At 65.2% G+C, this 24,835-nt stretch carries 32 protein-coding genes; 20 read left to right on the top strand and 12 right to left on the bottom strand.

The window, feature by feature from the left end; genetic code table 11:
- Nucleotides 1–27 precede the first annotated feature (27 nt).
- The 8 genes from BRAD285_RS30510 to BRAD285_RS30475 all read left to right on the top strand — a co-directional run bounded on the left by BRAD285_RS30510 (nt 28) and on the right by BRAD285_RS30475 (nt 5,301).
- Nucleotides 28–966, top strand: coding sequence for a heme o synthase (locus BRAD285_RS30510; RefSeq protein ID WP_006613033.1), 939 nt, complete (start codon nt 28–30; stop codon nt 964–966).
- Nucleotides 967–973: 7 nt separating this feature from the next.
- Complete coding sequence (locus tag BRAD285_RS30505; RefSeq protein WP_006613032.1) at nt 974–1,150, top strand: hypothetical protein; 177 nt, start codon at nt 974–976, stop codon at nt 1,148–1,150.
- Between the two features lie 19 nt (nt 1,151–1,169).
- On the top strand, nt 1,170–1,835 hold the full coding sequence (locus BRAD285_RS30500) for a cytochrome c oxidase assembly protein (protein WP_006613031.1): 666 nt from the start codon (nt 1,170–1,172) through the stop codon (nt 1,833–1,835).
- Nucleotides 1,836–1,922: 87 nt separating this feature from the next.
- Nucleotides 1,923–2,780: a cytochrome c oxidase subunit 3 gene (locus BRAD285_RS30495; RefSeq protein WP_006613030.1), complete on the top strand. Its 858-nt coding sequence runs from the start codon at nt 1,923–1,925 to the stop codon at nt 2,778–2,780.
- A gap of 183 nt (nt 2,781–2,963) precedes the next feature.
- On the top strand, nt 2,964–3,353 hold the full coding sequence (locus BRAD285_RS30490) for a DUF983 domain-containing protein (RefSeq protein WP_006613029.1): 390 nt from the start codon (nt 2,964–2,966) through the stop codon (nt 3,351–3,353).
- Nucleotides 3,354–3,605: 252 nt separating this feature from the next.
- Nucleotides 3,606–4,364, top strand: a complete 759-nt coding sequence (locus tag BRAD285_RS30485) for an SURF1 family protein (RefSeq protein WP_006615636.1) — start codon at nt 3,606–3,608, stop codon at nt 4,362–4,364.
- Between the two features lie 105 nt (nt 4,365–4,469).
- Entirely contained in the window at nt 4,470–4,949 is a 480-nt protein-coding gene (locus BRAD285_RS30480; protein WP_006615635.1) for a MerR family transcriptional regulator, read from the top strand.
- Complete coding sequence (locus tag BRAD285_RS30475; protein ID WP_244422411.1) at nt 4,834–5,301, top strand: carboxymuconolactone decarboxylase family protein; 468 nt, start codon at nt 4,834–4,836, stop codon at nt 5,299–5,301. The genes BRAD285_RS30480 and BRAD285_RS30475 overlap by 116 nt, the downstream gene beginning before the upstream one ends.
- A 94-nt stretch (nt 5,302–5,395) precedes the next feature.
- On the opposite strand, the gene BRAD285_RS30470 is transcribed toward BRAD285_RS30475, so the two are convergent.
- The 4 genes from BRAD285_RS30470 to BRAD285_RS30455 form a co-directional block, all read right to left on the bottom strand.
- Nucleotides 5,396–6,229: a PhzF family phenazine biosynthesis protein gene (locus tag BRAD285_RS30470; RefSeq protein ID WP_006615633.1), complete on the bottom strand. Its 834-nt coding sequence runs from the start codon at nt 6,227–6,229 to the stop codon at nt 5,396–5,398.
- Between the two features lie 359 nt (nt 6,230–6,588).
- Complete coding sequence (locus BRAD285_RS30465) at nt 6,589–6,990, bottom strand: hypothetical protein (protein WP_006615632.1); 402 nt, start codon at nt 6,988–6,990, stop codon at nt 6,589–6,591.
- Between the two features lie 89 nt (nt 6,991–7,079).
- Nucleotides 7,080–7,301, bottom strand: coding sequence for a hypothetical protein (locus BRAD285_RS30460; protein WP_006615631.1), 222 nt, complete (start codon nt 7,299–7,301; stop codon nt 7,080–7,082).
- Nucleotides 7,298–7,621, bottom strand: a complete 324-nt coding sequence (locus BRAD285_RS30455; RefSeq protein ID WP_006615630.1) for a heavy metal-binding domain-containing protein — start codon at nt 7,619–7,621, stop codon at nt 7,298–7,300. Before BRAD285_RS30455 ends, BRAD285_RS30460 begins: the two co-directional genes overlap by 4 nt.
- 146 nt (nt 7,622–7,767) lie before the next feature.
- Here BRAD285_RS30455 and BRAD285_RS30450 point away from each other — a divergent pair, with 146 nt between their 5' ends.
- The 5 genes from BRAD285_RS30450 (at nt 7,768) to BRAD285_RS30420 (ending at nt 13,696) form a co-directional block, all read left to right on the top strand.
- Complete coding sequence (locus tag BRAD285_RS30450) at nt 7,768–8,277, top strand: hypothetical protein (protein WP_035648980.1); 510 nt, start codon at nt 7,768–7,770, stop codon at nt 8,275–8,277.
- Nucleotides 8,278–9,484: 1,207 nt separating this feature from the next.
- Nucleotides 9,485–10,900 carry a threonine synthase gene (gene thrC / locus BRAD285_RS30435; protein ID WP_006615628.1) on the top strand — a complete coding sequence of 472 codons (1,416 nt, stop codon included), beginning with the start codon at nt 9,485–9,487 and terminating at the stop codon, nt 10,898–10,900.
- Nucleotides 10,900–12,189: a pitrilysin family protein gene (locus tag BRAD285_RS30430; protein WP_006615627.1), complete on the top strand. Its 1,290-nt coding sequence runs from the start codon at nt 10,900–10,902 to the stop codon at nt 12,187–12,189. Before thrC ends, BRAD285_RS30430 begins: the two co-directional genes overlap by 1 nt.
- A 91-nt stretch (nt 12,190–12,280) precedes the next feature.
- Nucleotides 12,281–12,868 (top strand): GNAT family N-acetyltransferase, encoded by a 588-nt coding sequence (locus tag BRAD285_RS30425; protein WP_006615626.1) that lies wholly within the window; start codon nt 12,281–12,283, stop codon nt 12,866–12,868.
- A 216-nt stretch (nt 12,869–13,084) separates the two neighbouring features.
- Complete coding sequence (locus BRAD285_RS30420) at nt 13,085–13,696, top strand: hypothetical protein (RefSeq protein WP_006615625.1); 612 nt, start codon at nt 13,085–13,087, stop codon at nt 13,694–13,696.
- Between the two features lie 109 nt (nt 13,697–13,805).
- On the opposite strand, the gene BRAD285_RS30415 is transcribed toward BRAD285_RS30420, so the two are convergent.
- The 5 genes from BRAD285_RS30415 to BRAD285_RS30395 all read right to left on the bottom strand — a co-directional run bounded on the left by BRAD285_RS30415 (nt 13,806) and on the right by BRAD285_RS30395 (nt 16,376).
- Nucleotides 13,806–14,297: a F0F1 ATP synthase subunit B gene (locus tag BRAD285_RS30415; protein WP_006615624.1), complete on the bottom strand. Its 492-nt coding sequence runs from the start codon at nt 14,295–14,297 to the stop codon at nt 13,806–13,808.
- Complete coding sequence (locus BRAD285_RS30410) at nt 14,297–14,872, bottom strand: F0F1 ATP synthase subunit B' (RefSeq protein ID WP_006615623.1); 576 nt, start codon at nt 14,870–14,872, stop codon at nt 14,297–14,299. Before BRAD285_RS30410 ends, BRAD285_RS30415 begins: the two co-directional genes overlap by 1 nt.
- A gap of 28 nt (nt 14,873–14,900) precedes the next feature.
- Nucleotides 14,901–15,128, bottom strand: coding sequence for a F0F1 ATP synthase subunit C (locus BRAD285_RS30405; RefSeq protein ID WP_006615622.1), 228 nt, complete (start codon nt 15,126–15,128; stop codon nt 14,901–14,903).
- 38 nt (nt 15,129–15,166) lie between these two features.
- Nucleotides 15,167–15,910 (bottom strand): F0F1 ATP synthase subunit A, encoded by a 744-nt coding sequence (locus tag BRAD285_RS30400; protein ID WP_006615621.1) that lies wholly within the window; start codon nt 15,908–15,910, stop codon nt 15,167–15,169.
- 88 nt (nt 15,911–15,998) lie between these two features.
- Nucleotides 15,999–16,376 (bottom strand): AtpZ/AtpI family protein, encoded by a 378-nt coding sequence (locus BRAD285_RS30395; protein ID WP_006615620.1) that lies wholly within the window; start codon nt 16,374–16,376, stop codon nt 15,999–16,001.
- Nucleotides 16,377–16,852: 476 nt separating this feature from the next.
- Between BRAD285_RS30395 and BRAD285_RS30390 the strand changes: the two genes are divergently transcribed.
- Both BRAD285_RS30390 and BRAD285_RS30385 read left to right on the top strand, forming a co-directional pair.
- A complete protein-coding gene (locus tag BRAD285_RS30390; RefSeq protein ID WP_035648975.1) occupies nt 16,853–17,416 on the top strand; it encodes a hypothetical protein in 564 nt (187 codons plus the stop codon).
- A 24-nt stretch (nt 17,417–17,440) separates the two neighbouring features.
- A complete protein-coding gene (locus tag BRAD285_RS30385; RefSeq protein ID WP_006615618.1) occupies nt 17,441–17,908 on the top strand; it encodes a secondary thiamine-phosphate synthase enzyme YjbQ in 468 nt (155 codons plus the stop codon).
- Nucleotides 17,909–18,016: 108 nt separating this feature from the next.
- On the opposite strand, the gene BRAD285_RS30380 is transcribed toward BRAD285_RS30385, so the two are convergent.
- On the bottom strand, nt 18,017–19,687 hold the full coding sequence (locus tag BRAD285_RS30380; protein ID WP_006615617.1) for an MFS transporter: 1,671 nt from the start codon (nt 19,685–19,687) through the stop codon (nt 18,017–18,019).
- Between the two features lie 400 nt (nt 19,688–20,087).
- Here BRAD285_RS30380 and BRAD285_RS30375 point away from each other — a divergent pair, with 400 nt between their 5' ends.
- Nucleotides 20,088–20,762, top strand: coding sequence for a response regulator transcription factor (locus BRAD285_RS30375; RefSeq protein ID WP_035648971.1), 675 nt, complete (start codon nt 20,088–20,090; stop codon nt 20,760–20,762).
- 398 nt (nt 20,763–21,160) lie between these two features.
- The gene (locus BRAD285_RS30370; protein ID WP_087877688.1) at nt 21,161–21,418 is read left to right on the top strand and encodes a hypothetical protein; all 258 of its coding nucleotides are present in this window, start codon (nt 21,161–21,163) and stop codon (nt 21,416–21,418) included.
- Between the two features lie 284 nt (nt 21,419–21,702).
- Here BRAD285_RS30370 and BRAD285_RS30365 read toward each other — a convergent pair whose 3' ends face one another.
- Complete coding sequence (locus BRAD285_RS30365; protein ID WP_006614124.1) at nt 21,703–21,990, bottom strand: HigA family addiction module antitoxin; 288 nt, start codon at nt 21,988–21,990, stop codon at nt 21,703–21,705.
- A gap of 9 nt (nt 21,991–21,999) precedes the next feature.
- Nucleotides 22,000–22,194 (bottom strand): type II toxin-antitoxin system RelE/ParE family toxin, encoded by a 195-nt coding sequence (locus BRAD285_RS30360; protein WP_244422328.1) that lies wholly within the window; start codon nt 22,192–22,194, stop codon nt 22,000–22,002.
- A 279-nt stretch (nt 22,195–22,473) separates the two neighbouring features.
- Here BRAD285_RS30360 and BRAD285_RS30355 point away from each other — a divergent pair, with 279 nt between their 5' ends.
- From BRAD285_RS30355 to BRAD285_RS30345, 3 genes are read left to right on the top strand one after another with little or no spacing between them, the layout of a single operon-like run.
- Nucleotides 22,474–22,797 (top strand): PadR family transcriptional regulator, encoded by a 324-nt coding sequence (locus tag BRAD285_RS30355; RefSeq protein WP_035648044.1) that lies wholly within the window; start codon nt 22,474–22,476, stop codon nt 22,795–22,797.
- A complete protein-coding gene (locus BRAD285_RS30350) occupies nt 22,797–23,369 on the top strand; it encodes a DUF1700 domain-containing protein (protein ID WP_006614126.1) in 573 nt (190 codons plus the stop codon). The genes BRAD285_RS30355 and BRAD285_RS30350 overlap by 1 nt, the downstream gene beginning before the upstream one ends.
- 13 nt (nt 23,370–23,382) lie before the next feature.
- A complete protein-coding gene (locus tag BRAD285_RS30345) occupies nt 23,383–24,339 on the top strand; it encodes a GIN domain-containing protein (protein ID WP_006614127.1) in 957 nt (318 codons plus the stop codon).
- Nucleotides 24,340–24,835: the final 496 nt, after the last annotated feature.

The raw sequence follows: 24,835 nt of genomic DNA, 5'->3' as shown, positions 1-24,835 counted from the left end.
CCTTTTGAATTGAAGTCTGGATTCGCCGTGTCGGTCATTGATCAGAATGCCATCGCTGTCGGCCCGCGGATTTCCGAGGCCGATGTCGGCGATTATCTCGCGCTGCTGAAGCCACGGGTGATGTCGCTCGTGATCTTCACGGCGCTGATCGGCCTTCTGATCGCCCCCGGCCATTTCCATCCCGTGCTCGCGATCACCTCGCTCTTGTGCATCGCCGTCGGCGCCGGTGCCTCCGGCGCGCTGAACATGGCGCTGGAAGGCGACATCGACGCGCTGATGTCGCGCACTGCCAACCGCCCGATCCCGCGCGGCCGTGTCACCCGCCAGGAAGCGCTCGCCTTCGGCATCACGCTGTCGTTCTTCTCGGTGCTGACGCTCGGCATCCTCGTCAACTGGTTCGCCGGCGCGCTGCTCGCCTTCACCATCTTCTTCTACGTCGTGATCTACACGCTGTGGCTGAAGCGCTGGACCGCGCAGAACATCGTCATCGGCGGCGCCGCCGGGGCCTTGCCGCCGGTCGTGGCCTGGGCCGCGGCCACCGGATCGGTGGCGCCGGAGCCGCTCTGGCTGTTCCTCATCATCTTCTTCTGGACCCCGCCGCATTTCTGGGCCCTGGCTCTGTTCCGCACCGACGACTACGCCCGCGCCGGCGTGCCGATGCTGCCCGTGGTCGCCGGTCCCGATGCGACCCGGCTGCAGATCCTGCTCTACACGATCGTCCTCGTGGCCATCGCCGCCGCGCCGTGGCCGCTCGGCTATTTCGATGCCGTCTACGGCGTCGTCTCGCTCGCGCTCGGCGCCGGCATGCTGTGGCTGGCCATCGAGGTGTTCCGCAAGCGCGAGCGGAGCCAGTCGTTGCGTGCCAACCGCAAGCTGTTCGCGTTTTCGATCCTGTATCTGTTCGCGCTGTTCGCGACGCTCGGTCTCGAGGCGGTCGCGCGCATGATCGCGCCGCTGATCTGGTAAAGGACGAATGGCAACCGCGATGGCCGATCCGAACGAGCCAGAGGGCATCGTCCTCACCGAGGCGCAGCTGCGCAGCCGCCGCCGGCGCTCGATCGCCATTGCACTGGCGCTCGGTGTCCTCGTGGTGCTGTTCTTCGCCGTGACCATGGTGAAGGGCCCGATCGTGCTGAAGCGGCCGATCTAGGGATGTGAGCAGGCAGCCGATGGACGATAGCGACCAGACCCCTCCGACATCAGCGCAGGCTGCGCCGGCTTCCGCCGCGCAGGGCGCCACCGCGCCGCGCCGGGGGCTCGGCCGCGACGCGCTGGTCGGCACCATCTGCGGCGCAATCGTCGTGCTGATGGTCGGCGCCTCCTATGCCGCCGTGCCGTTCTACAACTGGTTCTGCCGCGCCACCGGCTTCAACGGCACCACCCAGGTCGCGACGTCTGCGCCATCCTCGGCGCCGCTGGCGCGCCGCATCGGCGTGCGCTTCGATGCCAACGTCGCCGGCGGGCTGCCCTGGAAGTTCGAACCGGAGAAGACCGAGATCGAGGTCGCGATCGGCGAGGTCGTCACGGTCTACTACAAGGTCACCAACCAGTCGGCGCGCACCACCATGGCGCAGGCGGCCTACAATGTGGCGCCGCTGACCTCGGGTGCGTATTTCCAGAAGATCAACTGCTTCTGCTTCACCGAGCAGACCATGGCCCCGGGCGAGACCCGCGAGATGCCGGTGGTGTTCTACGTCGATCCGGCGATCACGGCCGATCACGAGAACGACTCGCTGAAGACGATTACGCTGTCCTACACCTTCTATCCCGTTCGCGACGCCGGGCCGAAGCCGGTGGCTGCGGGCGAGCCGGACAAGCCGCGGGGCAATCTATGACCGCGGCGACCTCCGAAATTCGGGGACCATCGCTGTTGAACGACACTTTGCCGGGGCGACCGGCATCGATCTGGGGAGAGACTTGCCATGGCTGAGGCGCACGCCAAGCATCACGACTACCATCTGGTTGATCCAAGCCCGTGGCCGTTCGTCGGCTCGGTGTCGGCCTTCATCATGGCGTTCGGCGCGATCGGCTGGATGCACAAGATGTTCGGCGCCGCGCCGATCGTGTTCGGCATCGGCACCATCGGCGTGCTCTACACGATGGCGAGCTGGTGGGGCGACGTCATCAAAGAAGCCCAGTACAAGGGCGACCACACCCGCGTGGTGCAGCTGCATCACCGCTACGGCATGATCCTGTTCATCGCCTCCGAGGTGATGTTCTTCGTCGCCTGGTTCTGGGCCTATTTCAACGTCGCGCTGTTCCCGGGCTACGAGGTGCAGGCCACCCGCGACGCGCTGATCGGCGGCGTCTGGCCGCCCAAGGGCATCGAGACCTTCGATCCCTGGCACCTACCGCTCTTGAACACGCTGATCCTGCTGACCTCGGGCACCACCGTCACCTGGGCGCACCACGCGCTGCTCGAAGGCGACCGCAAGGGTCTGAAATATGGCCTGATCCTCACGGTGCTGCTGGGTGCGACCTTCACCTGCGTGCAGGCCTATGAGTATAGCCACGCGACGTTCTCGTTCGCCGGCCACATCTACGGCGCCACCTTCTTCATGGCCACCGGCTTCCACGGCTTCCACGTTCTGGTCGGCACGATCTTCCTGATCGTCTGCCTGATCCGCGCCTATGCCGGCCACTTCACCCCCAAGCAGCACCTCGGCTTCGAGTTCGCCGCCTGGTACTGGCATTTCGTCGACGTGGTGTGGCTGTTCCTGTTCATTTGCATCTACGTCTGGGGCCATGGCGCCGAGTCCATGGCGCACGGCGCGCACTAAACCAGCACGCGCCGGTTGCATCGAACGTGTTAAGAAAGGGCGGCCGTCGGGTCGCCCTTTTTCGTATCGCGCCGCGCCGGCTGATCCAAATGTGATCCGCTCTCGCCGCCTCCGGCTGTATCACCGGCAGGCGTCGTCCGGCCGCCCAGCTCGAGACCAGGGGCAAGAAAGGGGCAAGACATCATGACCACCCATCCGCCCGTCACCTTGAGTCAGACCATCTTTCGCGGGCTCGCCTGCCGCTGCCCGCGCTGCGGCCAGGGCAAGCTGTTCGAGGGCTTCCTCAACCTGCGCAAGCGTTGCGAGGCCTGCGACCTCGACTACGCCTTCATCGATACCGGCGACGGCCCCGCGATCTTCATCATGATGCTCGCCGGCGCCATCGTCGTCGGCGCCGCCCTGATCGTCGAGGTCAAATATCAGCCGCCGTTCTGGGTGCACGCCGCGCTGTGGGGCCCGTTGATCCTGGTCACGACATTGCTTCCGCTCCGCGCCATGAAGTCGCTGCTGATCGCCCTCCAATTCCACCACAAGGCCGCCCCCGGCCGTCTGGTGGACAAGACGCCGCACTGAGTTTGGACCCGCTTTTTGAGAGGTAAGCCCGCGCCACGTAACCAGTGCGCTCCCTTACGGGGAGAGGGTCGGGGTGAGGGGCATCCGCACGGGGAGTGTTCGTGGTGAGACCTGTACCCCCTCACCCGGATTGCATCTTGCGATGCAATCCGACCTCTCCCCACAAGCGGGGCGAGGTGAGGACCGAACCCGCGGTAGGGTCTCGTGAAATCAACTGCAGGGGCGCCAAGACATGACTGATCCAACCTACTCATGACCTCCACTCCTCCCAAAACCTCCTCCCGCGCCTTCGCCGCCTTCACCCTCGTGATGGTCGCGCTCTTCATCGGCCTCGGCGTGTGGCAGCTGCAGCGCCGCGCCGCCAAGCACGCGCTGATCGCCGCACTCACCGATCGCGTCGCCGCGGCGCCTGCGCCGCTGCCGCCGCAAAGCGACTGGCGCATGTTGACGCCCGAGCGTGACGAATTCCGCCGCGTCAGCTTCAGCGCCACCTACGCCAAGCTGCCCGACGCCATGGTCTACAGCGCCGGCTCGGCCGTGCGCGAGGACGTCTCCGGCCCCGGCACCTGGGCCTTTCTGCCGGCGCGCCTGCCTTCCGGCGAGACCGTCGTGATCGACGCCGGCTTCGTCGCCAACACCATGCAGGAGCGCAGCATCCAGGATCGCCAGGTCGGCAAGCTGGTCACCGGCGAGCCCGTGACCCTCACCGGCTATCTGCGCTTCCCCGAAGCCGCCGGCCTGCTCACCGCCGCAGAAAACCACGACAAGCGCCTGTGGTTCACCCGCGACCACTTCGCCATGGCCCGTGCGCTCGGCTGGGGCGAGGTCGCACCGTTCTACATCGACCTCGAATACCCGGTGCCGGAGAATGGCATTCCCAAGCCCGGTCCGCTGTCGCCGCATCTGCGCGACGAGCACATGCAATACGCCATCACATGGTTCTCGCTGGCCGCGGCGCTGATCGCAGCCTTTGCCGTGTGGGCGAGGGGACGCCGCGCGGCGAACGGATGAAGCCGTCGCCGCTCATGCCCCGGACACCGCCGGCTAAACGCGGCTTGACTTAGAGCGCGCTCGAACCCGTAGCCTGCCCTGCGTCGTGAATGAGATGAGGCACGCATGAAGATCGGCGAGCTGGCCAGACAGTCGGGGCTGACGGCCCACACGATCCGCTACTACGAGCGGATCGGGCTGCTGCCCAGAGCTGATCGCGATCATGCCCGCCAGCGGGACTACGATGCATCGATCCTGACCTGGATCGAATTTCTCGGCCGCATGAAGGCCACGGGAATGCCGATCCGCGACATGCTCCGTTATGCGGAGCTGCGTGCCCGTGGCGCCGCCACCGAGCCGGAACGACGCCGGCTGTTGGAGCGGCATCGCGAGGCGGTCCGGGCGCGGGTCGCCACGTTGCAGGATTGCCTTCTCGTTCTCGACGGCAAGATCGCCGGCTATGCCGGCAGCAGCGAGAGGACTGATGACCATGACGCAATCCATCCCGAGCCGATCCACGACAACGAGCACGGCGCCAACCGGCGCGCAATCCGACGCCAACCACGATCAGGGCCGGTTGGCGCGCGGCCGGCGCGCGCTCGATAGAATTGACGGCGAGGCCGGTCACAACGTGATCGCGGCGCTCGCCGACATCGCGCCGGATTTCGCCACCTACGTGATCGAATTCCCGTTCGGCGACATCTATTCGCGCCCGGGACTCGATCTGCGCAGCCGCGAGATCGCGACCATCGCGGCCCTGACCGCGCTCGGCAATGCCGGCCCGCAGTTGAAGGTGCATATTCACGCCGGCCTCAATGTCGGTCTCAGCCGCGAGGAGATCACGGAGGTGATCATGCAGATGGCGGTCTATGCCGGCTTCCCCGCGGCCCTCAACGGCTTGTTCGCAGCCAAGGCGGTGTATGCCGAGGCCGATGCAAAGGCCGGTGCGGACGCTTAGGTCTGGGCGGCGATTGAGGGCCTCACGGCCCGCACGAGGGAAGCGAGATGCAGGACGGGGTGGGGGACCCGCATGTGTCTGCGGCTCGAGCGAGCTACGCCTCGATCGACCTCACGCTGCCTGACACCTTCACCGGCGCGCCCGCAGGCCCGTCGAGATCGACCTGCAGGCAGCACGGCACACCCATGTCCTCGCCCTGCCGGATCATGACCTGCGCTTGGACCGGCCACGCCAGCTCGCGCAGATAGCCGGCGAGCGCCGCGGCGGCCGCGCCCGTCGCCGGGTCCTCATAGACACCACCGAAGGGAAACGGGTTGCGGGCGTGAAACAGCTCCGGCGTCTCGACGTGAACGAGGGCGAAGGTGCAGTAGCGCTCGCGCTGCGCCAGCGCCTGGCCGCGGCCGAAATCGTAGCTGATAGCCGCGAGGCGGCCATGGTCGCGCAGGGCGATCACCGGATGATCCATTCCGGCATGGGCGATGACCGGCGGAATCCGCTCGTCAAGCTCGCCCTGCTTCAGCCCGAACAGCGCGAGGATCTCGCCCAATGCGGCCGGCGACAGCGCGCGAGTCCGCGTCGGCGGCGATCGAAACGCCGCGCTCCATTCGCTCGCCGAATGATGCCCGTCGACCGTGATGTCGGCATGATTGAGCTTGAGGGCAAACGTCCCCGAGCGTTCGTGCCGTGCCAGCGCCGCACCGAGCGCGATGGTCGCGTGCCCGCAGAAGTCGACCTCGGCCTGCGGCGCGAAGTAGCGCACCCGCCATGTGCCGCCGATCGGCGCCGCGAACGCCGTCTCGGAGTAGCCGATCTCCGCCGCCATCGCCTGCATCACGGCTGCTTCAGGCAGCGTCTCGCCAATGACGACACCAGCCGGATTTCCGCCGCGTGGTCCGTCGGTGAAGGCTGCAATGCGCTGAATGATCATGAGTGGACTCGCGCCTGATCGTTGTCGCCGAATGTTAGGCGTCCAGCGCCCGCAAGTGAAGATGGACGACCGGACCAGTCGACGCGCGGCTGCGTTTCACCTCTGGTGACGCGCTTCCCTCATGACAATGTGGTGTGAGATCTGCCTACACGGGCGGTGTCGTCCCTGCGAACGCAGGGACCCATACCGCGGAAATCCAAGTTTGGCGCGCAACTGCCAGTCATCGTCTCACGAAGGGCGGTGGTTATGGGTCTCTGCGTTCGCAGGGACGACAGCGGAGTATGACGCGGCTTGCTTGGCGCTGGTGCGATGAGTTCGGTGCCCGTGCCTCACCGCGACTCCAGCAACTCACTCGCTCGCTAACCCATATGTGTGCTCCAGAGCAGCACGCAGAGCCATATGAGCATGATCGGTGCTGCCGCCGAGATCGAGATCGCCACCCATTGCACACTCAGACTGAGTTGAGAGGCAAGCGGTATTCTTTCAAACACTTTTTGCTTCGTGTCTTTGAGGGTGGAAGCCAGGTCGTTCCAGAAGAACAGGATCCATGAAGGGACGAGCGCAAAGATCATCCCCGCCAGAATTGGGCCGGCGTTTCGGAAGAGCGGCGTGGCGATTGCCACGATCAAGCCAATCAATCCCAGAGAAACGAGGCGCCATACCTTGACGGCAGGTGGTATGCGCCCCTGATATCGAGCCTCAGCTCGTTCCGCATCCAAGAACGGAGGCTCATCGGGTATCAGTGCATTCCAGAAGGCCATGATGCTCCGACCTCGCCGATCAGTTTACTTTCTGACGCAGAGTATCGTTGCAAAGTGAAAGAGCCTTTACCAGAAACAAGCGACGATGCTCACCGTCCCGCTCTCACATACGCCCGCTCGCCGGTGCGCGGTTGAAACCACACGTCGAGCGTCTCGCCGCTGGTCGGGTCGACGAAGCGCTCGTCGGTCTTGATCCAGTCCGGCCCGGGCGGCGCGGAGAGCGCATCGCGCTTGTAGCCGCCCTGGCGGAAGAAGAACCACGCCAGCACGACCGCTGATATGACCGCGAGCCAGAGCATGAGGCCGATCATGGCGCGGGTTCGATGACGGCGGCCGTGCCATAGGCGACGATCTCGCTCATGGTCTGGCCGATCTCGGCGCTGTCGAAGCGCATCATCAGGATGGCGTTCGCGCCCATCGACGTCGCGTTGTGGACGAGCCGGTCGAGCGCGTGGCGGCGCGCCTCCTCCAGCATCAGCGTGTATTCATGGATCTCGCCACCGACGATCGAGCGCAGGCTGGCCACCAGATTGCCGCCAAGTCCCCGGCTGCGCACCACCACGCCAAAGCACTGGCCCAGCATCTGCACCGTGCGGTGGCCGGTCACGTTTTCCGTTGTCACGACGATCATGCTAAGCCCTTCAAGTCGCTGGACGCCTTTATATTTGACAGCCGGAGCCGCTGGCCGGTTCAAGACGGGGGGGCTACAGATTGTGTCCTTTGTCGCAATGGCCATCACGACGTGCTGATCGGTCAGGCGTTGTAAAGGAGAGGTTCTTGTTCTCGCTGCGCTCCGATAGAGCACTGCTCGCGCTCTCCCGATTTGCGGGCCGCCATCTGGCCATAGTTAGCAGCATTCTCTTGAAGAATGGTCAGTTCGCTCCGAGCGGCATGACGTCAACTCTGAGCTTGTGGAGCGGCACCAAGGAGCACGTCACCGTCATCGGCGGCGAGAATGCCGAACTCCAGGAGCGCGCGGCTCGATACTGGTTCATGGCTGACCATGGCAAGGCATCCTTCGTCAGCGTCGCCCTGAATACGATTTCGACCATTGATGACGCTCGTACTGACGCCATCATGGTGTCCGCTCGGCTCGCCGATCACTCGGCGGCAATTCTCGTTTTCGCTCCCTACACGCCGGCCATCGACCAAGCTCCCCTACGGCTCCACGAGCCCCAGATTGATTTTGCGATGCCGTTCGCGCACCTGCTCTCGAAGCAGCGTCTGGTCTTGGAGGCCGTCCTCCAGGGGCGCAACGGCAGCCCGCTGCACAGACCAAGCGACTAGCTTCATGGCCAGCATACCCGCAGCGGGCACATCACATGAGTCGCCCGACGGGCAGTCTTGCGTGGCGTTGCAGGCGATTTGCAGCAGCCAAATTCGCCGCGACGAAGAACTTATTTCATGAGCACGCTCAACGTGCTGCGGCCCTCCGCATCGATTGGTGGCAAGTTTTTTCTTTCATTTTTTCCGAAATCATGATTGTATCTCCCCATCCCGCCTCAAGGCGAGGGGCGTACGCGTCGTCACGGACGTGAGGTGGGATGCGATGGACGGGCAGGCTGCAGCTGACGAGTGCGGCCGGCACGGACGACGAAGTCGCGTGGTCCTGACACCCCGACGCTGGTGTCACGCGCTGATGCGCAAGCATCATGCGCAACGGTGGCCAGAAAGCCCGGTGCACCGAGGAGAGCGCCTATAAGTCGTAAGCCATCGCGCAGGGAAGGCCGGGTCGCTCTGGCTGAACCTGTGGTTCCTTCCCCGTGCATTCTTGTTCGCACGGGGGCCGCGGGTGCCGGCCGGCATCCGGTCTTCCCTGCGCCCTCTGCTTCAAGGAGGGAGGAATTTTCCGCAAAGCTCGGGCGCTGATCGCGCGGCGAGAAGGTGAGGCTGCGCGCACACGCAGGAGACGTCTCTGCGGGCGGGCTGTTTGTGACCTCCTAGGCTCTCGCCGCGTCATTGCGAGGAGCACAGCGACGACGTGTCCGCCGAAGCCCATCGGGCGAAGGCGGAAGCAATCCAGAGTCCCGCCCACCACCCTGGATTGCTTCGCTTCGCTCGGAATGAAGGAGCAACCGGCAGTGTTTCCCACGAAAAGTCTCGAATGGAGTCCGGCTGTTGACCACCACGCTCGTCATCCCCGCGAAGGCGGGGATCCAGTACGCCGCGGCGGCGCGGTCGATCACAGGCGCTGCGGCCTACTCGATCGCCCGGTTGAACCGGGCGATGACAGCTGTGGCGGAGGCGAGATTGGGCATCAACACGGGTGCCAGGGGACGAGACCGGGAGGCGGGGGCTCGCATCGCCCAAGCCCGGCCGATAGCCGTCCGCGTAACCCCGCCGTAACCCGCAGCCATGACCATCTCGCCGCCAACAACCGGTTTCGCAGCCTGCCCAAAACCATTATGGTGCCGGACCATGCTGCCGGCAGGCGGTTCCGATTTCGAGTTCAATCAACGGGTTACGGCCTGGTGACGCAGGTCAGGAGAGCGGTTTGACGCGGTATGTTTCGACCCGCGGGGAGGCCCCCGCGCTCACCTTCTGCGACGTGATGCTGACCGGGCTCGCCCGTGACGGCGGCCTGTACGTGCCCGAGACCTGGCCGCAGCTGACGCCCGAGACCATCGCCTCGTTCTTCGGGCGGCCCTATTGGGAGGTCGCGGTCGAGGTCATCAAACCCTTCGTCGCCGGCGAGATCTCCGATGCCGAGCTCGGTCGCATGGCCAACGAGGCCTACGCCACGTTCCGGCATCCCGCGGTGGTGCCGCTCGACCAGATCGCCCCGCACCAGTTCGTGCTCGAGCTGTTCCACGGCCCGACCCTGGCGTTCAAGGACGTGGCGATGCAGCTGATCTCGCGGCTGATGGACCACGTGCTGGCCAAGCGCGGCGAGCGCACCACGATCGTGGTCGCGACCTCGGGCGATACCGGCGGCGCCGCTGTCGAGGCCTTTGCCGGCCGCGACAATGCCGATCTGATCGTGCTGTTCCCGCATGGCCGCATCTCCGAGGTGCAGCGTCGCATGATGACGACATCGGGCGCGTCGAATGTGCATGCGCTGGCGATCGAAGGTCATTTCGACGACTGCCAGGCGATCGTGAAGGGCCTGTTCAACAACCATGGCTTCCGCGACTCCGTTTCGCTGTCCGGCGTCAACTCGATCAACTGGGCCCGTGTCGTCGCCCAGGTCGTCTATTACTTCACGTCAGCGGTCGCCGTCGGCGCGCCGCATCGCGCGGTCGACTTCACCGTGCCCACCGGCAATTTCGGCGACATCTTCGCCGGCTACGTCGCCAAGCGCATGGGCCTGCCGGTGCGCACCTTGCGCGTCGCCACCAACGTCAACGACATCCTGGCCCGTACGCTTGCCACCGGCATCTACGAGGTGCGCGAGGTGCATGAGACGACCACGCCGTCGATGGACATCCAGGTCTCCTCGAATTTCGAGCGGCTGTTGTTCGAGGCCGGCGGCCGCGACGCCGGCACCGTGCGGCGGCTGATGGAGGGCCTGAAGCAGTCCGGCCGCTTCGTGCTTCCCGATGCGATGCTGGCTGCGATCCGCGCCGATTTCGACGCTGGTCGTGCCGACGAGACCGAGACGGCGGCCGCGATCCGCGCCGCCTTCCGCGAGGCCGGCGATCTCGTCGATCCGCACACGGCGGTGGCGCTGGCCGTGGCCGATCGCGACGGCACGGATCTGTCCGTCCCCAACATCGTTCTTGCGACGGCGCACCCCGCCAAATTCCCCGACGCGGTCGAGGCCGCCTGCGGACAGCGTCCGCATCTGCCGGTCTGGCTGGAAGGGCTGATGAGCAAGCGCGAGGATTCAAGGATCATGCGGAACGATCAGGCCGAGGTGGAAAAATTCATCCGCTCGGTCAGCCGGGCCGCCAAGCAGGGAATTGCATGATGGGCGTGGAAGTCACCAAGCTGCCGACGGGGCTGACGGTCGTCACCGACACGATGCCGCATCTGGAAACGGCGGCGCTCGGCGTCTGGGCCGGGGTCGGCGGCCGCGACGAGAAGCCCGACGAGCACGGCATCTCGCATCTGCTCGAGCACATGGCTTTCAAGGGCACGACGACGCGCAGCGCTCGGGAGATCGTCGAGGCGGTCGAGGCGGTCGGCGGCGATCTCAACGCCGGCACATCGACCGAAACCACGGCCTACTATGCGCGCGTGCTGAAGGCCGACGTGCCGCTGGCGCTCGACGTGCTCTCCGACATTCTCGCCAATCCGTCCTTCGTGCCGGAGGAGCTGGAGCGCGAGAAGAACGTCATCGTGCAGGAGATCGGTGCGGCGCAGGACACCCCTGACGACGTCGTGTTCGAGCATCTCAACGAGCTGTGCTTCCCGGACCAGCCGATGGGCCGCTCGCTGCTCGGCACCGCCAAGACGCTCGAGGCGTTCGATCGCGACAAGCTGCACGGCTATCTCTCGACGCATTATCGCGGGCCCGACATGGTGGTCGCCGCGGCCGGCGCCGTCGATCACCAGCGCGTGGTCGAGGACGTGACCAAGCGCTTCGCCAGCTTCAACGGCGGCGAGGGGCCGAAGCCGCTGCCGGCTTCGTTCGGCAAGGGTGGCTCGCGGGTGGTGCATCGTGATCTCGAGCAGGCCCATCTGACGCTCGCGCTCGAAGGCGTGCCGCAGGCCGATCCGTCGCTGTTCTCGCTGCAGGTGTTCACTAACATCCTCGGCGGCGGCATGTCGTCCCGCCTGTTCCAGGAAGTGCGCGAGAACCGGGGCCTCTGCTACTCCGTCTACACGTTCCACGCGCCCTATAGCGACACCGGCTTCTTCGGCCTCTACACCGGCACCGATCCGGCCGACGCGCCGGAGATGATGGAAGTCGTAGTCGACATCATCGGCAACGCCGTGGAGAGCCTGACCGACGCCGAGGTGGCGCGCGCCAAGGCGCAGATGAAGGCGGGGCTGCTGATGGCGCTGGAGAGCTGCAGCGCGCGCGCCGAGCAGCTCGCGCGGCATATCCTCGCTTATGGCCGGCCGCAGACGCTGCAGGAGATGGTCGCCAAGATCGAGGCGGTCAGCGTCGAGAGCACGCGCGATGCGGCGCGTGCGCTGCTCGCACGCAGCAAGCCCGCGGTCGTGGCCTTGGGAACCGGCAGGGGTCTGGACACGGCAGTGACTTTCGCCGAAGGTCTCACCGGGCCGAAGTCGAAGGCCCAGCTGCATTGAGCACGGGTTCTGACATCGCGAGCGTCTGGTGGGTCGCCGCCGGGAGCGACGGTGACGGATTCGGGTGCTGAAGGGCGGGGGAGCATCACCGATGGCCCTGTTTCGTCTACCGTCCAGTGGACCGGCTGCGCTCGCCCCGCGCGGCAACGGCCTGCTGCTGCGCTCGCCCCAGATGGCCGACTATGCGCAATGGGCGCGGCTGCGCGAGATCAGCCGCGATTATCTGACGCCGTGGGAGCCGATCTGGCCGTCCGACGACCTGACCCGGTCCGGCTTCCGCCGACGGCTGCGACGCTATGCCGAGGACATCTCGGCCGACCGCTCCTATCCGTTCATCGTGTTCCGCGACTCAGACGGCGCCATGCTCGGCGGCATCACGCTTGCCAATGTCCGCCGCGGCATCGTCCAGGCCGGCACGATCGGCTACTGGATGGGGCAGCCGTTCGCTCATCATGGCTACATGACGTCGGCGCTGCGGCTGCTGCTGCCGACCTTGTTCGGCGAGCTCAATCTGCACCGCGTCGAGGCCGCCTGCATTCCGACCAATACGCCGTCCATTCGCGTGCTCGAGAAATGCGGCTTCACCCGCGAAGGGCTGGCGCGGCGCTATCTCTGCATCAACGGGGTCTGGCAGGACCACTACCTCTACGGCCTGCTGCATGAGGACTTCAGAGGTTAGCATTTGTGATCGGGCGGGGAGAATGCGAGGCCGAACGGGGCTGGTTCCGGCCTTTGAAATGGGTATAGACGCCTTCAGTAGAGCCGCCTTGGTGCCGGCGTCCTTCGGCTGGTCCGCGATCGCGCGATCCGAGCCTTGGGTCGGGCCGTCGAGCCGGGCGACCGAGATGCCGGGGACTTCGAGATGCGACAGACGCGTGTGATTCGGGTGGGGACGTTGGCGGCCGTGCTGCTGGCCGTGGGAGCGGCAGCGGTCGCCCCGCCAGCGGCGGCCCAATCGCTCACAGACCGTTTCAAGAGCCTGTTTGGCGGCGGCTCGGACGACAAGGAGCAGCCCAACCTGCCCGCAGGCGGTCCGCCGGTGGATCCGACGGAGGGGCTGACGTGTCCGCAGGTCAACATCCGTGCCGGCGCCTCGACCTATGCTGTGGCGGCGCCGGGCAAGCAGGCGGTCGGCAACGACGTGCGCTTCCAGGCGTCGATCGTGAAGACTGCGCGGGAGTGCAATCTCAACGGTGCCGAGATCGTCGCCAAGATCGGCATCCAGGGCCGTGTCGTCGCCGGTCCGGCCGGCGCGCCGGCGACTGTCGATATCCCCATGCGCATCGCGGTGGTGCAGGGCGGCATCGGCGAGAAGGTGATCGCGACCAAGGCCTATCGCACCACTGTGCAGATGACCGGCGACGGCAGCGTGCCGTTCACGATCGTCGCCGAGGACATGGTCTATCCGGTGCCGCCACCCGGCAGCAACGCCGACAATTACGTATTCTACATCGGTTTCGATCCGCAGGCCCTGACACCCGAGCGCGGCGGCAAGAAGCGGAAGTGAGGCGCGACTGGTCACGCCGGCGGCCGTGACGGGAACAGGCTGGAAAAGCAAAAGGCCGGTGCAGGGCACCGGCCTTTTGGAAGATGTTGGATGGATGATCTGCCGCCGCTCAGTTCAGCTTGCGGCTGACTTCCGCGATGCCCTTGGCGACGAGGTCTTCGCCGAGACCGCCCTTGACCGACTGCGACAGCACGGTCGCGGCGGCCTGGACGGCGGCGTCGGCCGCAGCGGCCCGGACGTCGGCCAGAGCCTGGGCTTCAGCGAGGGCGATCTTGCTCTCGGCGGCCTTGGTGCGACGGGCGACGAAGTCTTCCATCTTGGCCTTGGCGTCCGCCGCGATGCGCTCGGCTTCCGCCTTGGCGCTGGTGACGATCTCCTCGGCCTCACGCTCGGCGCTGGCGCGGCGGGTCTTGTAGTCGGCAAGCACCTTGGCCGCCTCGTCCTTGAGCCGCTTGGCCTCGTCCAGCTCGTTCCTGATGCGGTCGGCACGGTGGTCGAGCGCCTTCAGGACCATGCGGTGGACACCGAGATAGGCGAACAGGCCCATCAGGATCACGAAAGCAATCGCAACCCAGGTTTCCGGATCAGCGAGCAAATGCATCAGGCTGTTCCCTTCAACGATGCATCGACCGCAGCTTCGACCGTCTTGGCCGCGGGGGCCTTGCCGGTGAGCTGCTGCACGATCGCGCTGGCCGCATCGGCGGCGATGCCGCGGACATTGCTCATTGCGGTCGCGCGCGTGGTGGCGATGGACTTCTCAGCTGCCGCGAGCTTGGCCGCGAGGCTGTCTTCCAGCGCCTTGCGCTCGGCATCCGAGGAGGCCGCGAGCTTGTCGCGGGTCTCGGCACCGATCGCCTGGGCGCGGGCGCGAGCCGTCGCCAGCTCGGTCTCATACGCCTTCATCGCAGCTTCGGATTCATCCTTCAGCCGCTGCGCTTCGGCCAGATCACCGTCGATCGCCTTCTGGCGGGCGTCGATGACGGCCCCGACCTTCGGCAGCGCCACACGCGAGACGATCACGTACAGCGCCACGAAGGCGATCACCAGAGAGACGATCTGGGAGGGAAAGGTTTCCTTCGAGAAGGGAGGGAAACCATGCCCGCCATCGGCCTCGGTATGGGCGCTTGCGGTGCCCTTGGCCTCGCCGCCCTTGGCCTCACCATGACTTTCAGCCACGGGCTTCTCCTGTCCGGCTCAGGCCGTCTTAGACGGCGTACAGCAGGAGCAGGGCGATCAGCAGCGAGAAGATGCCGAGCGCTTCGGTCACCGCGAAGCCGAAAATCAGGTTGCCGAACTGGCCCTGGGCGGCCGACGGGTTGCGCAGAGCAGCCGACAGGTAGTTGCCGAAGATGATGCCGATGCCGGCACCCGCGCCACCCATGCCGATGCAGGCAATGCCCGCGCCAATGTACTTCGCTGCGACCGGATCCATGACGAACTCCTTTGAGAGGTTAGGTAGAGAGGGCCGGATCAGTGGCCCGGATGGATAGCATCGTTGAGATAGATGCAGGTGAGGATCGTGAAGACGTAGGCCTGGAGGAACGCGACCATCAGCTCGAGGCCGGTCAGGGCGACCGTGAGACCGAGCGGCAGCAGCGCGCCCACCTTGCCGACGAAGCCGAGCGCGCCGAGCATGGTCACGAAGCTCGCGAACACCTTCAGGGTGACGTGGCCGGCCAGCATGTTGGCGAACAGACGGACGCTGTGCGAGATCGGGCGGGAGAAGAAGGAGATGATTTCGATCACGACCACCAGCGGCAGGATCACCGCGGGGATGCCGGAGGGTACGAACAGCTTAAAGAACTTCAGGCCGTTCTTGTAGAAGCCGTAGATGATGACCGTCAGGAACACCAAGAGCGCCAGCGCGAAGGTGACGATGATGTGGCTGGAGACGGTGAAGGTGTAGGGGATGATGCCGACGATGTTCGAGACGAAGATGAACATGAACAGCGAGAACACCAGCGGGAAGAACGTCATGCCGTGTGAGCCGGCGCTGGTTCTGATGGTGTTGGCGACGAATTCGTAGGACAGCTCGACCATCGACTGGAAGCGTCCCGGGACGAGCGCGCGTCCGGCGGCCATCATCATGACGGCGATGAGAACGACCGCGAGCAGCATGTACGCGGACGAATTGGTGAACGCGATCTCCTGATTGCCGATGTGGCCGATCGTGAAGATCTTGTTGAGGTGGAATTGATGGATCGGATCGATCATCCGCGTGGCGTCTCAGTTGTTCACCGGCCACGCCGGCGCTTTGCAATTCACTCGTGGGCCTTCAGAGTCGCGGCCTTTCGCGCAGAACTCATTGGCGGGACCTGTCGGGGGCGACGCCTGCAGATCTGACCACGTTCAACACGCCGGCGGCGAAGCCGAGCAGGAAAAACACGATAAATCCGAAGGGCGATGTCGACAGCAAGCGGTCGAAGCCCCAGCCAAGCACCGCGCCGACGAGGACACCGGCGATCAACTCGGAGGACAGTCGCAGGCCACGCGCCATGGCCGAAGCCCGGGCTGCAGTGTCACCGCCGCTGTTTCCAGGTTGATCAGCCCCGCTCTTTCGGCCGTCGCGAAATTCGGACAACCGTTGATCGAGACTTCCGAGCCTTGCGGAAAGCGCAACCTCATCGGGCGACTTGTCGCGATCTCCGTGTCCGCTGCTCTCGTTCGTGCCATCCGCCATGTGCTTGTCCGCCATGTGTGGAGACCCGAGCCGTTGCTGCGAGTTTCAGGAAATAGCGCCCCATCGCCCTTTAAAGCCGCGCGGACCATACTGACCGCATTCCCCCAAGTCAAGATTGCGTGTTGATCTGTTAGATGCCTGATTCTGCTCGTTTTCTCGGCTTTTTCGTCAGATCGGTCGCGCGTGTCACCGCGCCGCATCAACAGTGTTCTGTGCGGTTGCGATGTGGCTCGGATCGGCGCGGTCATCACCGCGTCGGCGCGACGCGCGCGCAAGGCGCTGGTTCCAGGCCTGCGCCGCCTGCACCACCAGGCGCCGCGTTGAAATCCGCGCGCGTCGCCCCTACGTCGTGAACGGCGGATTGTCCTGTGGCAGCTCATCGCACGGAGCGGAATGTCATGGGGTCGACACAATGCAGGCGTGCATGGCCGCCGTCTTGAACCGCGCGTCGTGGTGCCTTGGAGGCTCGGCCAGTCATGCATCTCATGCAACTCTATCGGCAGCATCTCCTGGCTCTTCTGGCGGTCGGTTGCCTGGGTGGGTCCGCGCTGGCCGAGGACGCCGCGCCAGATGGCGACAAAGGCCGCTACACGATGTCGACTACGCCGGACGGCGTCGTCCGACTCGATACGCGGACCGGCGCGGTCTCGACCTGCAACAACAATTCCGGTTCGGGTTGGGCGTGCTATGCTGTCCCCGACGAACGCGCGGCGCTGGATGCCGAGATCGGTCGGCTGCAGGCTGAGAACGAGAACCTGAAGGCTCAGCTCGCCTCGCGCGACCACAGCATCGCCGGCAAGATCGACGAGGCGCTGCCGAAGGACCAGGCGCTGCCCAAATCCGATCAGTTGAAGAAGGCTGAGCCCAAGGCGGGCGACAAGTCCGCAGACTCGAAGTCGTCCGATGGACCGCGCAAGCTGGAAATTCCCTTGCCCAGCGACCAGGACATGGATCGCATGATGGGTTTCCTGGAGCAGGCCTGGCGCCGGCTGCTCGACATGGCGAACCGTGTGCAGAAGGACGTCTCGGGCAGGATCTGAGGTCGAGCCGAGGAGGCGGGGCACATGCCCACAAGATCGACATCGCGGACGGCATCGTCGGCCGTCGCCATCAATACTGTCGTGACCTCTCTTCTGACCGTCCGCACGCCGGGCTGCGGCTTCACCGAGCTCACGCGCGAGGTCGAGGCGTTCCTGCGCGAGGTCTCCGCGAGAGAAGGTGTCGTCACCGTCTTCATCCGCCACACCTCGGCGTCGCTGACCATCCAGGAGAACGCCGATCCGACGGTGCTGCGTGATCTCACCACGGCGCTGTCGCGCCTGGCGCCCGAGGATGCCGGCTGGGTGCATGACACCGAGGGGCCCGATGACATGCCGGCGCACATCAAGACCATGCTGAGTTCGGTCTCGTTGCAAGTTCCCGTGCGGGACGGCCGCATGCTGCTCGGCACCTGGCAGGCGATCTACCTGATCGAGCATCGCGCGCGGCCGCACGCCCGCGAGGTGGTGCTGCAGTTCATCGGCGCGATCTGACGTCAAAAGACAAAACCCCAGGGCTGAAATGCGGAACGGCCGCGGAGCGATCCGCGGCCGTTCGTTCGAGAGAGAATGAGGCGAGCGGCAGTGCCGCTCGTCTCGCGATCAATGGTCCTGGATGCTGACGTCCTTCGTCTCCGGCAGGAACAGGAAGCCCACCACTGCGGTGATCACCGCGAATCCGATCGGGTACCAGAGGCCGGCGTAGATATCGCCGGTCGAAGCCACGATCGCGAAGGCGGTCGCCGGCAGCAGGCCGCCGAACCAGCCGTTGCCGATGTGATAGGGCAGCGACATCGAGGTGTAGCGGATCTTGGTCGGGAACAGTTCGACCAGCATCGCGGCGATCGGGCCGTAGACCATGGTCACGAAGATCACCAGGATGAACAGCAGGCCGATGATGGCGGCGACCTGCGGACGGAAGATGTCGAACGGGTTCGACATCTTCACGATCGAGGCGTCGCCCGCCTTCGGATAGCCGGCCGCGCCGATCGCCGCGGTCAAGGCCGGGTTGCCGGTCTTGGCATCGGTGTAGGGCGCGTCCTTGCCGTTGAAGGTGACCTTCACGCCGGAACCGGCCGGACCGGGCACCGTCGTGTAACGCACCGAGGACTTGGCCAGGAAGTCACGCGCGGTGTCGCAGGGCTCGGTGAAGACGCGAGTGCCGACCGGGTTGAACAGCGAGCCGCAGCCGGCAGGATCGGCCACCACTTCCACCTTCGTCGCCTCGATCGCCTTCTCCAGCGCCGGGTTGGCGTTGGTGGTGATCATCTTGAAGATCGGGAAGAAGGTGAGCGCCGCGATCAGGCAGCCGCCCATGATGATCGGCTTGCGGCCGATCTTGTCGGAGAGGATGCCGAAGAACACGAAGAAGCCGGTGCCGAGCAGCAGCGACCAGGCGATCAGCAGGTTGGCGGTGTAGCCGTCGACCTTCAGGATCGATTGCAGGAAAAACAGCGCGTAGAACTGGCCGGTGTACCAGACCACGCCCTGGCCCATGGTGGCGCCGATCAGCGCCAGCAGCACGATCTTGGCGTTGCCCCAATTGGCGAAGGCTTCCGTCAGCGGCGCCTTCGAGCTCTTGCCCTCTTCCTTCATCTTCTGGAACACCGGCGACTCGTTGAGGCGCAGGCGGATCCAGAGCGAAATGCCGAGCAGCAGCACCGACACCAGGAACGGAACGCGCCAGCCCCACTTCGCGAAATCGGCCTCGCCGATGATCGTGCGGGTGAACAGGATCACCAGCAGCGACAGGAACAGGCCGAGCGTCGCAGTGGTCTGGATGAAAGAGGTGTAGTAGCCGCGTTTGCCGTTCGGCGCGTGCTCGGCAACGTAGGTCGCGGCACCGCCATACTCGCCGCCGAGCGCGAGGCCTTGCAGCAGGCGCAGGGAGATGAGGATGACAGGCGCAGCGAAGCCGATCGTCTCGGCGTTCGGCAGCAGGCCGACGATGAAGGTCGACAGACCCATGATCAGGATCGTGACCAGGAAGGTGTATTTGCGGCCGACGATGTCGCCGATGCGCCCGAACACGATCGCGCCGAACGGGCGGACCAGGAAGCCGGCGGCGAAGGCGAGCAGCGCGAAGATGTCGCGGGTGGCCGGCGGATAGGCGGAGAAGAACTGCGCGCCGATGATCGAGGCCAGGGACCCGTACAGGTAGAAGTCGTACCACTCGAAGACGGTACCGAGAGAAGAGGCCAGAATGACGAAGCGTTCGTCCTTCGTCATGCCTCCCGCTCGCGCTGGTGTGGCGACCATTGTTGACATTGGCATTCGCTCCCCAAGATCGTTTGTGATGATGGCTTCGTCTCCGCATGCCGGACTTGGACGGCTGTCATCGCGGAGGCCTTGGCGCCTAAGTAACATTGCAGTGAAACGCGGCCCAATACGACTTTCGGCCCTGGCCGCCGAGGCGGGCGGGAAAGGTGGGGACATTGCGGCGGATCAAGTTCGCTGATCGGGCGCCGCGCTAAGTATGCTGCGTCGCACAAGGCGCGGATTAACCGCCTTCCCTCCAAGTGGAATTGCATGCTTGCAAGCAACCGGTGGCCGGGCGAGTATTTCCGCCAAAATCGGCGCGCGTGCAGATGCAGCATGCCGTCGCCGACGCAAGGTCACGTCAGGATTGGTCAAGTCAGGATTGCTCAAGTCAGGATTGGTTAAGTCAGGATTCATGGCGGCTGCCAGTACCCATCTCGTCATTGCCGATGACCATCCGCTGTTCCGCAACGCGCTGCGGCAGGCGGTCGCAAGTGTGCTCAGCGAAGCCGTGGTCGACGAGGCCGGCTCGTTCGAGGACCTGACCGCGCTCCTTGAAAAGAACTCCGAAGTCGACCTCGTGCTGCTCGACCTGACGATGCCCGGCATCTCCGGCTTCTCCGGCCTCATCTATTTGCGCGCGCAATATCCGGCGATTCCGGTGGTGATCGTGTCGGCCAGCGACGATGGCGCCACGATCCGTCGCTCGCTCGATTTCGGCGCCTCCGGCTTCATTCCGAAGCGGTTCGGCGTCGACACGCTGCGCGACGCCATCAAGAAGGTGATGGACGGCGACGTCTGGTTGCCCCCGGACACCGACCTCGCGGCCGGCGCCGATCCGGAGATGACAAAACTGCGCGACCGACTGGTGACGCTGACGCCGCAGCAGGTGCGCGTGCTGATGATGCTGTCGCAGGGACTGCTCAACAAGCAGATCGCCTACGAGCTCGGCGTCTCCGAGGCGACCATCAAGGCGCATGTCTCGGCCATCCTGCAAAAGCTCGGCGTCGAAAGCCGCACGCAGGCCGTGATCGCCGCGGCGAAGATCGCGGGCAGCGCGTGGCGGCAGGACGTGCCGACGGGGAAGTAACGGGCTGATCGCCTGTTGATACAAGCCTGTTTGATCCAAAGCCGGTCTCCAGGGCGAGATTGTTGACCCTCATGGTGAGGAGGCGCGTAGCGCCGTCTCGAACCATGAGGCCACAGCGCGGGCCTCGCCCTTCGAGACGCCCGCCTGCGGCGTGCTCCTCAGGGGGTGTGAATCTTTCGATCTCGGCAATTTTCGACATGAGTCAAATCAACGACTTAGCTCGTCCGAAAACTGCAAAATTCGAATTCTTTCTCATTCTCTCAGGGTGAGGGGCTCCAATCCCCGTGGGCTCAGGCCGGGCGATCACAGCAATGCCGGCGCCAGAAGCTCAACTCATTTGACCGACGGCCCATCGCGACACACCTTCTCGCCCTCGCGGCGCATGACGCGTCCGAGTCTTGCTGATCAATCGCCCTCTTCAAAACAGAGGGCGCAGGGAAGGCCGGGCGCTGGCCGCGCCCGTGGCCCGCCTGCAGAAAAAAAAGCAGGCGGCAGTCACCACAGGTCTGGCCGAATACACCCGGCCCTCCCTGCGCGATGGTTTTGACGGCTGCTCCGAGCTCTCCCCGGGGACCGGCGTTCTTGCCCCCGTCATCCGCAACATCGTCGTCACGGACTTGGCATCAGCACCGGGATGCCAGGACCACACGGCTTGACCGTGCGCGCCAGATCGTTCGTCCGCGAGCCAAACCCGCTGCAACCCGACGCGCCCACCGCATCCCGCACCCCACGTTCGTGACGATCGCGAAGCGCCCCTCATGACGAGCACGGAACGACTCAAGGGATAGCATGATTTCTGAGAAAAAGAAATGGAAAACGGAGCGAGGACGACTCGGAAATTCTACCGGGCTTTAGGGCGACGTGTACGACCCGATGGATGCCTTGCTTGAATTGGTCGGGCCTGTTCTCCAGGACCGGCAAGGCCGGACGAAAGTCCAGATTAACTGGCTGCGCGCGTCGGCAGCCTCTTCACGGCTTCGCCCACCTCCTGCTGCGCCAGCCGCAGTTCGTAGATCTTCTGCAGGTTGAGCCAGAATTCCGGGCTGCTGCCGAACCAGTGGCCGAGGCGCAGGGCCGTGTCGGCCGTGATGCCGCGCTGGCCGTTGATGATCGCGGTGATCCGGTTGACGGGCACATCGAGCTGACGCGACAGCTCTGCGGCTGACATGCCGAGTTCGCCCAGCTCTTCGGCAAGGTGAACACCGGGATGAATAGGACTGCGTGCCATGATGGCCTCCTAATGATAGTCGACGATCTCGACGTTGACGGGACCCGGCGAGCCGGGCGGCCATTCGAAACAGATCCGCCACTGATCGTTGATGCGGATGCTATATTGGCCGCGCCGATCGCCCTTGAGCGCTTCCAGCCGATTTCCTGGAAGCGCGCCGAGATCACTTAGGCTCTTCGCCGCTTCCAGCCGGTCGAGCCGTATCTCGGCCTACCGGGCGAAACCGGAGAATTCCCTCACGGCCTCGCCGTTGGCGAAACGCTCGGTCTTCCTGTCACGGTAGCCGACGATCATGATCCCGTCCCATAGCTCAAATTATGCTTTACGTAAAGCGTCAATGACGTCTCTCAAGGGTAGTCGGACGAAACGCGCAAGCCGCCGAGGCAAGAGCCTGCTAGCCCTCGGGTTGTATTCTTCAGTAACGTCTACCTGTTCAAAACATGTACCTTGCATCACAAGATAGCTTCTGATACCTTCTCTCTCATGACGGACCAGATGCAGGTGCAGCTCAAGAAGGGGGCGCTCGAATTGTGCGTGCTGGCGCTGCTCGCGCGCGGCGAGAGTTATGCCTACGAGATCGCCAGTGAGCTTTCGACGGGCGTCGGCATGGGCGAGGGTACGATCTATCCGCTGATGCGGCGCATGCAGGACGACAGACTGGTGGAGACGCGGCTGGCCGAATCCAACAGCGGACCGCCGCGCAAATATTATCGGCTGACAGCGGCCGGCCGCTCCGCCTTTGCCGCGCAGAAGCGCGAATGGCGGGCGTTCACGAATGCCGTCGATAGCTTGCTGGGAGAACGTTGATGAACCGCGTCGGCTTCCTGGATCTGCTCAAGGCCGGTCTTGCCGGATTGCCCGCTGCTGACGTCGACGAGATCATCGCGGACTACATGTCCTATTTCGACGAAGCCGCTGCGTCCGGGCGCGATGAGGCGGACGTGGCGGCGGCGCTCGGCGATCCCCGGCGACTGGCGCGCGAGCTGCGCGCCGAGACCGGGCTGCGGCATTGGGAAAATCACCGCAGCCTCGGCAACTCAGCCACGGTGCTGCTGGCGCTTGGCGGATTGGCCACGGTCGACATCCTGTTGCTGCTGCCGCTGTTGCTGGCGGTTATCCTCGTGACTCTGGCCGTGGGGCTCGTCGTCTTCGTGCTCGGGATCGTCGGCATCGGCCTGCTGCTCAGTCTCCTCAAGATCGGCCACTTCGCGTCGATCGCAGCCATGATTTTGCGGGCGATTGCCGGCGTCGGTCTCATCGCCGGCAGCATCGGCTGCGGGGCGTTGCTGCTGCTGGCGCTCAATTCCGCGGTGAGGATGCTTGGCAACTACGCGAGGCTGCACTACCGGCTGCTCAGGCCGGAACATGAACCTGTGTGAGTGGAGATGTGCCATGAACGGACGGCTCGGACGTATCGCAGCGGCGTCATTCAGCGTCGCCGCAACCTGCGCCATCATCACGGTCCTCGCATCTGCGGGTGACTGGATCGACGGCGACGACCTGCCCTGGGCAGGGCGGCCTTGGGTGGGCAGAACCTGGGCCGCGGCGTCGCCCGGCTGCGGAGGGATGCCAGGGGTGAGCGGGGTTGAAACGCGCGACCGTCGCACGGTCGAACTCGCATGGTCCGGCGGCGACGCCATCAAGATCAGAATTCCGGCCCAGGTGCACTATCAGCCCGGCCCGTCGCCGCGGGCCAGCGTCACCGGTCGCGCGGATCTGGTCGGCCATGTCCGCCTGCGCGACGGCAGCCTGGAATGGGATACGCCTGAATGGGGCAGGCAGGTCGACTGTCTCCAGGCGGATGATCTCGTCGTGCAAATCTCCGGGCCTTCGGTTGCGGCCTGGACCGTCCAAGGGTCGGCCCGTCTCGAACTCTCCGATCTGCGCCAGGATGCCCTCCGCATCACGGCGAATGGCAGCGGCGCGATCAGTGCGAGCGGCGAGGTCCGCGTCATGATGGTCGAGGCGGCCGGCTCCGGCGGCGTCGATCTCGGTCGCCTCGTGACCCGGACCACCCTGGCCAACGTCCATGGCAGCGGCAATGTGAAGCTCCCCGAGAGCAGCCAGGACTCGCTGCGGATTACGCTGCGCGGCAGTGGCGGCGTGAGCGCCGGTGGCACGGCGCAGCAGGTGTCCCTGGAAGCCTCCGGGTCCGGCCGCGCCGATCTCGGCAGGCTGGTCGTCGAACGCGCCAGCGCGACGATTCGTGGCAGCGGCGACGTCGACCTCGCGCCGCGGCAGGACGCGGATGTTTCCGTTTCGGGCAGTGGAGTCGTGCGGCTGCACGGCGCCGTGGCGCGGCTCAGCTCGCACGTGTCGGGATCAGGCCGGGTCAAGCAGGTGCCGTAGGAGCTCGCGCCCTCCGTGCTCTTCCTGACGCGCTCGCGGCTTGGGGTGCCACCTTAGAGCATGATGTGCCTTCCACGGAATCGGATCATGGCGGCATCACGCACGGCTCGGATTCTCTGTGCGCAGCTTCGAGGTCAGCCCGCTGTCACCCTCCCCTGGAGGGCAGGGCTATCGCAGATGGAAATTCTAGGCTCTCCCGACGGACAATTCTGCCGGTTAGTTACTCCGTCATGCCCGGGCTTGTCCCGGGCATCCACGTGGCTCTCAGCTTGCCGGACGACGTGGATGGCCGGGACAAGCCCGGCCATGACGACGCGGAGAGAGACGAGCGCTAAACTGCGATCGCCATATGCGATAGCCCTGCCCTGGAGGGGGAGGGTCGGCTCATAGGCGCGAAGCGCGTGTGAGCCGGGGTTGGGTGATTTCTCCACTCGCACCGGCGCCCGCTGAGGGATCACCCCACCCCGCTCGCCCGCTTCGCGCGCGATCGACCCTC

The organism is Bradyrhizobium sp. ORS 285, from assembly GCF_900176205.1.
In the GTDB taxonomy this organism is placed as follows: Bacteria; Pseudomonadota; Alphaproteobacteria; order Rhizobiales; family Xanthobacteraceae; genus Bradyrhizobium.
Note: the sequence above shows the minus strand (reverse complement) of the source record. Positions and strands in the feature narration are given on the sequence as shown.